Source organism: Micromonospora sp. NPDC049139, assembly GCF_055586845.1.
In genome coordinates this window covers 360,407-368,018 of sequence record NZ_JBVJHK010000006.1, presented here as the reverse complement: position 1 = coordinate 368,018, position 7,612 = coordinate 360,407, and the positions used below count along the sequence as shown (strand labels likewise).

Genomic DNA, 7,612 nt, shown 5'->3' with positions numbered 1-7,612 from the left:
TCCGCCGACCCCGCCCAGGCCTCCTACTGGATCACCACCGAGGCCCTCGCCGACTGGATCGCCACCCGCGGCTACGCCGCCTGATCCCACCACCAACGACAAGGGCTGGCCCCGAACGGGGCCGGCCCTCTCGTCATGCCCGCAGCGGGCAGTCCCGGGGGCTGTCAGTCGTCAGCAGGCGCGGGACGCGTCCTCGGAGCCGCGTGGGCAGGCGAGCTGGAGGTGATGGATCATGGTGGTACCTCCTCGTCCCGAACGATGGCACGAGGTTGCGCAGTTAGCAAGACGGACGTACGGTTTTGTTGACGACGAGAATCGGCGGTAAGTGTCCCCTAACCACGGCGACACCCCGGCCGGTGCGACAGACTGCTCAGGACTACTCACGGTCGCTGGTGTGAAGGAGTACGACGTGGCGAGCCTCGACACCTTCGGTGCGAAGACCCAGCTACGCGTCGGAGACGCGAGCTACGAGATTTTCAAGATCAGCAAGGTGGAGGGCCACGATCGGCTCCCCTACAGCCTGAAGATCCTGTTGGAGAACCTGCTCCGGACCGAGGACGGCGCGAACATCACCGCCGACCACATCCGGCAGCTCGGCGGCTGGGACCCCACCGCCGACCCGAGCGTGGAGATCCAGTTCACCCCGGCCCGGGTGCTCATGCAGGACTTCACCGGCGTGCCCTGCGTGGTCGACCTGGCCACCATGCGCGAGGCCGTCCGCGACCTCGGCGGCGACGCCACCAAGGTCAACCCGCTCGCCCCGGCCGAGCTGGTCATCGACCACTCGGTCATCGCCGACCTGTTCGGCCGCGAGGACGCCTTCCAGCGCAACGTCGAGCTCGAGTACGAGCGCAACAAGGAGCGCTACCAGTTCCTGCGCTGGGGCCAGACCGCGTTCAACGAGTTCAAGGTCGTCCCGCCGGGCACCGGCATCGTGCACCAGGTCAACATCGAGTACCTGGCCCGTACGATCATGGAGCGCAACGGCCAGGCGTACCCGGACACCGTGGTCGGCACCGACTCGCACACCACGATGGTCAACGGCCTGGGCGTGCTCGGCTGGGGCGTCGGCGGCATCGAGGCCGAGGCCGCCATGCTCGGCCAGCCGGTCAGCATGCTGATCCCGCGCGTGGTGGGCTTCAAGCTCTCCGGCGAGATGCCGGCCGGCACCACCGCCACCGACCTGGTGCTCACCATCACCGAGATGCTGCGCAAGCACGGCGTGGTCGGCAAGTTCGTCGAGTTCTACGGCCCGGGCGTGAGCGCCGTGCCGCTGGCCAACCGGGCCACCATCGGCAACATGTCCCCGGAGTACGGCTCCACCGTGGCGATCTTCCCGATCGACGGCGAGACCGTCCGCTACCTGGAGCTGACCGGCCGCGACCCGCAGCAGGTCGCGCTGGTCGAGGCGTACGCCAAGGAGCAGGGCCTCTGGCACGACCCGGACGCCGAGCCGGAGTACTCGGAGCGCCTGGAGCTGGACCTGAGCACCATCGAGCCGTCCCTGGCCGGTCCGAAGCGCCCGCAGGACCGGGTGCCGCTGGGCAGCGCCAAGACGCTGTTCCGCTCGGCGCTGACCGACTACGTGGCCGCCGACGAGACCGGTGGCGACCGGGGCCGCGCCGCTGGCGTGCCGCAGCAGGAGAAGCCGTTCGGGGTCGTGGGCCACGCCGACGAGGCCAGCGCCGAATCCTTCCCGGCCAGCGACTCCCCCGCCAACGGCGTCAGCGACCCGGCCGACGCCCCGCGCGACCTGGAGACCGCGGCGGTCGGCGCCGGCGGGCGGGCCAGCAACCCGATCCGGGTCACCGGCGACGACGGCACCGAGTTCGAGCTGGACCACGGCGCCGTGGTGATCGCCGCGATCACCTCCTGCACCAACACCTCCAACCCGCAGGTCATGATCGGGGCGGCGCTGCTGGCCCGCAACGCGGTGGAGAAGGGCCTGACCCGCAAGCCGTGGGTGAAGACCACCCTGGCGCCCGGCTCCAAGGTCGTCATGGACTACTACGAGCGGGCCGGCCTCACGCCCTACCTGGAGAAGCTCGGCTTCCACCTGGTCGGCTACGGCTGCACCACCTGCATCGGCAACTCCGGCCCGCTGCCGGAGGAGATCTCCGCCGCCGTCAACGACGCCGACCTGGCCGTCGTCTCGGTGCTGTCGGGCAACCGGAACTTCGAGGGCCGGATCAACCCGGACGTCAAGATGAACTACCTGGCGTCCCCGCCGCTGGTGGTCGCGTACGCGCTGGCCGGCACGATGGACATCGACCTGGCCAACGAGCCGATCGGCGAGGACAGCCAGGGCAACCCGGTGTTCCTGCGCGACATCTGGCCGAACACCGCCGAGATCCAGGACGTCATCGCCTCGGCGATCGGCGCCACCGGCTTCAGCGCGGCGTACGCGGACGTCTTCGCCGGCGACGAGCGCTGGCAGTCGCTGCCCACCCCGACCGGCGACACCTTCGCCTGGGCCGGCGACTCGACCTACGTCCGCAAGCCCCCGTACTTCGAGGGCATGGGGCGCCTGCCGGCGCCTGTCTCCGACATCGGTCCGGCTCGCGTGCTGGCCAAGCTGGGCGACTCGGTGACGACCGACCACATCTCCCCGGCCGGTTCCATCAAGGCCGACTCCCCCGCCGGGAAGTACCTCGCCGAGCACGGCGTGCCGCGGCACGAGTTCAACTCGTACGGCTCCCGCCGGGGCAACCACGAGGTCATGATCCGGGGCACCTTCGCCAACATCCGGCTGCGCAACCAGCTGGTCCCGGGTGTCGAGGGCGGCTTCACGGTCAACCACCTGACCGGCGAGCAGACCTCGATCTACGACGCCTCGGTGGCCTACCAGGAGGCGGGCGTCCCGCTGGTCGTCCTGGCCGGCAAGGAGTACGGCTCCGGCTCGTCGCGGGACTGGGCGGCCAAGGGCACCATGCTGCTCGGCGTCAAGGCGGTCATCGCCGAGTCGTACGAGCGGATCCACCGCTCCAACCTGATCGGCATGGGCGTGCTCCCGCTGCAGTTCCCGGCCGGCGAGACCGCCGAGTCGCTGGGCCTCACCGGCACGGAGACGTTCACCATCACCGGGGTGACCGCGCTGAACGACGGGGAGACCCCGCGCACGGTCAAGGTCAGCACCGACACCGGCGTCGAGTTCGACGCGGTCGTCCGGATCGACACGCCGGGTGAGGCGGACTACTACCGGCACGGCGGCATCCTGCAGTACGTGCTGCGCCGCATGATCGCCAGCTGACGCACCATCGAACAGGGCCCCTCCCGCGCTCGCGGGAGGGGCCCTGTCGCGTACCGGCTCGGCGCTCTCCGGGCGAGGCGGCGTCGCGGCTCACCTGCCCGCGCGCCGGCCCCGCGGTGGGGTCACCCGGCCCGGCGGCGAGCGTCCCGGGTCTTCATGGCGTGCTCCAGCAGCGTGATGAGCACCTCCTTGCTCGACTCCCGCTGCCGGGCGTCGCAGAGCAGCACCGGCACCCCGGGGTCGAGGTTCAGCGCCGACTGCACCTCGTCGAGCTGGTACTGCCGGGCGCCCTCGAAGCAGTTCACCGCCACCACGAACGGCGTGCCGCGCCCCTCGAAGTAGTCGATGGAGGGGAAGCAGTCCGCCAGCCGTCGGGTGTCCGCCAGCACCACCGCGCCGATCGCGCCGAGCGCCAGCTCGTCCCAGACGAACCAGAAGCGGTCCTGCCCGGGGGTGCCGAAGAGGTACAGCACCAGGTCGTCGCTGATGGTGATGCGACCGAAGTCCATCGCCACCGTGGTGGTCTTCTTGCCCTCCACCCCGGAGAGGTCGTCGATGCCGACCCCGCTCTCGGTCAGCACCTCCTCGGTGCGCAGGGGGCGTGTCTCGCTGACCGCGCCGACCATGGTGGTCTTGCCCACGCCGAAGCCACCCGCGACGAGGATCTTGATCGCGGTGGGCAGTGGCGGCGCTCCCGCCGGCCGCTCAGAGTGCCCGTAGTCCATTGATTACCGCCTCGAAAACGCTGTTGTCGGGAAGGCCGGCCGTGGTGCGCGGCTCGCGTACCTGCACCAGGCTGCGGGCCACCAGGTCGCCGAGCAGGACCCGGATGGTGCCCACCGGCAGGTCCATGTGGGCGGCGATCTCGGCGACGGACTGGATCCGCTGGCAGAGCCCGACGATCGCCAGGTGCTCCGGACCCAGTCCGACCTCCGGAGTCACGTCCGCGCGGGTCGCCGTCACCAGCGAGATCAGGTCGAACGTGCCGGTGACCGGCCGGGCCCGGCCACGGGTCACCGCGTAGGGGCGCACCACCGGGCCGGCGTGGTCGTCGACCCACTGGTGCTCGGCGGACTCCCCCTGCACCGTCATCGCGGTTACTTCTCGTCGGCCGGCTGCTCGGTCCGCGACGGCGACGCGACGTACTTGCCGACGCGGGTGACCAGCATCGCCATCTCGTAGGCGATCAGGCCGACGTCGGCGTCCTCGCTGGCGAGGACAGCCAGGCAGGCGTTGCGCCCGGCCGCCGTGACGAACAGGAACGACGACTGCATCTCGATGATGGTCTGCTGCACCTGCCCGCCACCGAAGCGCTTGCCCGCGCCCCGGGCCAGGCTCTGGATGCCGGCCGCCATCGCGGCCAGGTGCTCTCCGTCGTCCCGGCTGAGCCCTCGCGAGGCGGCCATCAACAGGCCGTCCGTCGAGAGCGCGACCGCGTGGTCGGCCTGCTTCACCCGGCCGACCAGATCATCCAGCAACCACGTCAGGTCGGCACTCGAAGCCGTCTTCTGCGCCACTCGTCGTCCTCTTCTCCCCCGGCTGTTGTCGCCGTACTCGTCTGGGCTGACCGCCACGCCGCGGGGTCACCCCGCAGTGCGGGCGGTGCCGGTCAGGTCGCCTGCTGATCGCCGACGTCGGGTCCCTCGCCGGCCCCGGCTCCCTCGCCTGTCTCGGGCCGGCCGCCGCCGGCCCCGCCGAGCAGCCGGGCGGCGTCCGTACGGCCACGCCGGGTGCCGCTCTGGTAGGAGCTCATCATCCGGCGCACCTGCTCCGGCGGGCGTACCGTGTCCTCGTCGTCGTTCCCGGCGGCGGGCTCGTCGCGCAGTTCCGGCGCGAGGCTGGCCTGCCGGACCCGGACCGGGAGCCCGGACCCGGTGCGCACCTGCTCGGGGCAGGGCACCCGTGCGGGGCCGGCGGCCGCCGTGCTCCCGACGCCCGACTCCGCCGCTCCGGCCGCCGGGACGGTCTCGTCAGGGGTGGCGGCCTGCGCCGGCGCGGACGGCTGCGGGGCGGCCACGGCCGGCCGGGCGGCGGTCACCGGCAGGCCGGTCGGGAAGGTCGGGCCGTCCAGGGCCGGCTGCATCGACGCGCCGCGCGCCCGGGTGGGGAGCCGCTCCTCCGTCGGGGTGGTCGACAGGCTCCGACCGCGCGACCGGGTGGGCAGGGCCCCCCCGTCGGAGTCCCCGGCAGGGGCCTCGGACTCCGGGGCCGACCGCGGCCTCGGCGCGGCCGGCGGCTCGGCCAGCGCCACCGTGGTGGGCTGCTCGGTGGCGGGAGTGGACGCGCCCGGCACCGGCGTGGTGGCCGGCACCCCGGCCGGGAAGCCGCCGGAGGTGCTCGGGTCCGCGTCGTCGGCGGTGACCAGCTCGGCCGGGATCAGCACGACCGCGGTGGTGCCGCCGTACGCCGACTCCTTGAGCTGCACCCGCACGCCGTGCCGCTCGGTCAGCCGGCTCACCACGTAGAGCCCCAGGCGGGAGGCGTTGGCCAGGTTCAGCTCGGACTGGTCGACGATCCGGTGGTTCGCGGCGGCCAGGTCCTCCTCGCTCATGCCCAGGCCGCGGTCCTCGATCTCGATGGCGAAGCCGTTGGCCACCATCTGCCCACGCACCTCGACGGTGGTGTGCGGCGGGGAGAACGACAGCCCGTTCTCGATCAGCTCGGCGAGCAGGTGGATGACGTCACCGACCGCCCGCCCGGTCAGCGAGACCGGGCCCAGGGGCAGCACGTTGACCCGGGTGTAGTCCTCGACCTCGGCGACCGCGCCCCGGACCACGTCGACCATCGGCACGTTGCGCCGCCACGCCCGGCCCGGGGTGGAGCCGGAGAGCACGATCAGGTTCTCGGCGTTGCGCCGCATCCGGGTGGCCAGGTGGTCGACCCGGAACAGGTCCTCCAGCTCCTCGGCGTCGTGCTCGCGGCGTTCCATCGCGTCGAGCAGGGTGAGCTGGCGGTGCACCAGCGCCTGGGTGCGCCGGGCCAGGCTGAGGAAGACGTCCCGGACGTTGCGGCGCAGCTCGGCCTGCTCGACGGCGGTGCGGATGGCGGTCTCCTGCACGGCGTTGAACGCCTTGCCCACCTGGCCGATCTCGTCGTCGCCGAACTCCAGCGGGGGCGCCTCCTTGGCGACGTCGACCTCCTCGCCGTGGCCGAGCCGCTCGACCACGCCGGGCAGCCGCTCGTTGGCGAGCCCGAACGCCGCGTCGCGCAGCCGCTCCAACTGCCGCACCAGGGCCCGGGCGGTGGTGACCGACATGGCAATGGAGGCGATGACGGCGAGCAGGCCCAGACCGGCGGCCAGCACCAGCCGGATGATGACGCCGGCGGCGATCGGCGTGGACCGGTCCACGAGCGCGTCGCCGGCCTCGATGATGAACCGCTGCTGCTCCTCGGCCACGACGTCCGCCGCCGCGCGCCACTGGGCGGCCGTGACGGTCGGCGGGCCGGACGTCCGTCCCGCGAGGACCATCCGGTCCTCCAGGGCGCGGAACGACGTGTACGTCTCGCCGCCGAGCAGCGCCTCGTACCGTGCCCGGTCGGCGTCGGCCAGGTCGTCGCGGGTCTGGCTGTCGAGGAAGCGCTGTGCACCGACGGTGCGGGCGAAGGCGGCGGACTCCTCCGGAGTCATCCGGCCCGCGGCGAGCGCCCCGGTGACCAGCGCGTCCTCCTGGGACATGAGTTCCCGGACCCGGACGAGCTGGATCAGTGCCACGGTTTCCCGCGCGAACTGCTCGTCGTCCAGGTTGCCCAGCGACCCGTACACCTGCAGCGTCGAGTCGATGAGCCCGGTGTACGCCTCGACGGCGGCGGCCCGGTCCACCTGGCGGGTGCGAATCGACTCGCGCACGCTGCCCAGCCGGTCCAGCCCGGCGACGACCGTGTCGATCTGTTGCTTGGTGTCGTCGCTCGCCGCCAGGTCGACCCGCCAGCCGCGGACGGACTCCCGGAAGTCGTCGGCGACGGCCTGGGTCCGCTGCCACTGCGCCTCGAGCTGGGCCCGCTCGGGCTCGCCCGCCCCGCCCAGGTACGCCGCGGAGGCCCGGCGCTCCGCCTGCAGCTCCAGCACGAGCGGCTCACTCGGCTGGGCGACCCGGCTGTCGAGCGCCTGCACCCAGATGAGGTTGACGCCCTCCCGCAGCGTCACCCACGCGGCGAAAGCCCACAGCGCAACGAGCGAGGCCAACATAGCCACGACTTTCCGGCGCAGATTCGAGCTGCGGGAACCCATGCGAAACCATCCCTGGCGGGGAGCCTGATTCATCCGATCGGCGGAAGCGCGTGTCGCTTCGACCGACCCGGCGCACGGTAGCAGTGTCACGACGATCGCTCAAGCGGTGCTGATCATGACGCTGCGCAGCGGGC

At 72.2% G+C, this 7,612-nt stretch carries 5 protein-coding genes and 1 pseudogene; 2 read left to right on the top strand and 4 right to left on the bottom strand.

Translation table 11 applies throughout. From position 1 onward, the window contains the following. A pseudogene (locus tag ACZ6Q9_RS14945) lies at window positions 1-84 on the top strand (C39 family peptidase); the annotation flags it as partial. Window positions 85-394: 310 nt separating this feature from the next. Beyond that, window positions 395-3,250, top strand: a complete 2,856-nt coding sequence (locus tag ACZ6Q9_RS14940; RefSeq protein WP_393268830.1) for an aconitate hydratase — start codon at window positions 395-397, stop codon at window positions 3,248-3,250. A gap of 122 nt (window positions 3,251-3,372) precedes the next feature. Here ACZ6Q9_RS14940 and ACZ6Q9_RS14935 read toward each other — a convergent pair whose 3' ends face one another. The 4 genes from ACZ6Q9_RS14935 to ACZ6Q9_RS14920 all read right to left on the bottom strand — a co-directional run bounded on the left by ACZ6Q9_RS14935 (window position 3,373) and on the right by ACZ6Q9_RS14920 (window position 7,436). Beyond that, on the bottom strand, window positions 3,373-3,975 hold the full coding sequence (locus ACZ6Q9_RS14935) for a GTP-binding protein (protein WP_393454957.1): 603 nt from the start codon (window positions 3,973-3,975) through the stop codon (window positions 3,373-3,375). After that, the gene (locus tag ACZ6Q9_RS14930; protein WP_350686947.1) at window positions 3,956-4,342 is read right to left on the bottom strand and encodes a DUF742 domain-containing protein; all 387 of its coding nucleotides are present in this window, start codon (window positions 4,340-4,342) and stop codon (window positions 3,956-3,958) included. Before ACZ6Q9_RS14930 ends, ACZ6Q9_RS14935 begins: the two co-directional genes overlap by 20 nt. A 5-nt stretch (window positions 4,343-4,347) precedes the next feature. Beyond that, entirely contained in the window at window positions 4,348-4,767 is a 420-nt protein-coding gene (locus tag ACZ6Q9_RS14925; RefSeq protein WP_350686945.1) for a roadblock/LC7 domain-containing protein, read from the bottom strand. A 92-nt stretch (window positions 4,768-4,859) separates the two neighbouring features. After that, window positions 4,860-7,436, bottom strand: coding sequence for a sensor histidine kinase (locus tag ACZ6Q9_RS14920; RefSeq protein ID WP_393454954.1), 2,577 nt, complete (start codon window positions 7,434-7,436; stop codon window positions 4,860-4,862). Window positions 7,437-7,612: the final 176 nt, after the last annotated feature.

What these genes read in the sequence shown, in the direction of transcription:
- ACZ6Q9_RS14935 (WP_393454957.1), bottom strand. Translation starts at nt 3,975, where the DNA reads ATGGACTACGGGCACTCTGAGCGGCCGGCGGGAGCGCCGCCACTGCCC.
- ACZ6Q9_RS14930 (WP_350686947.1), bottom strand. Translation starts at nt 4,342, where the DNA reads ATGACGGTGCAGGGGGAGTCCGCCGAGCACCAGTGGGTCGACGACCAC.
- ACZ6Q9_RS14920 (WP_393454954.1), bottom strand. Translation starts at nt 7,436, where the DNA reads ATGTTGGCCTCGCTCGTTGCGCTGTGGGCTTTCGCCGCGTGGGTGACG.